Genomic DNA, 223 nt, shown 5'->3' on the forward strand with positions numbered 1-223 from the left:
ACCTTCTTTTTCTTCATACGGGGTAGAAGCATGTTGATGTCTTTTCCCTCGTGTATTTATGTCCCGCGCCCAGCGCGTTTGTTCTATGAGGCCAATGACTTCCTTTTTCTCAGGTGCGAACAACAGAATACTGTGGGCGAGTAGTCCTCGATACCGGTTTCCCTGATTCACATGTCCAAGGTCTGAGCGAACCGATTTATGGCTATAGCTAATGGTGGTCGTA

General features: G+C 47.5%; 1 pseudogene. It reads right to left on the bottom strand.

Annotated features, from left to right (window positions below):
• Positions 1-223: pseudogene (locus tag ACXAH6_RS20505) on the bottom strand (IS4 family transposase); the annotation flags it as partial.

It is taken from the genome of Alteromonas sp. ABE4_545, assembly GCF_056161325.1.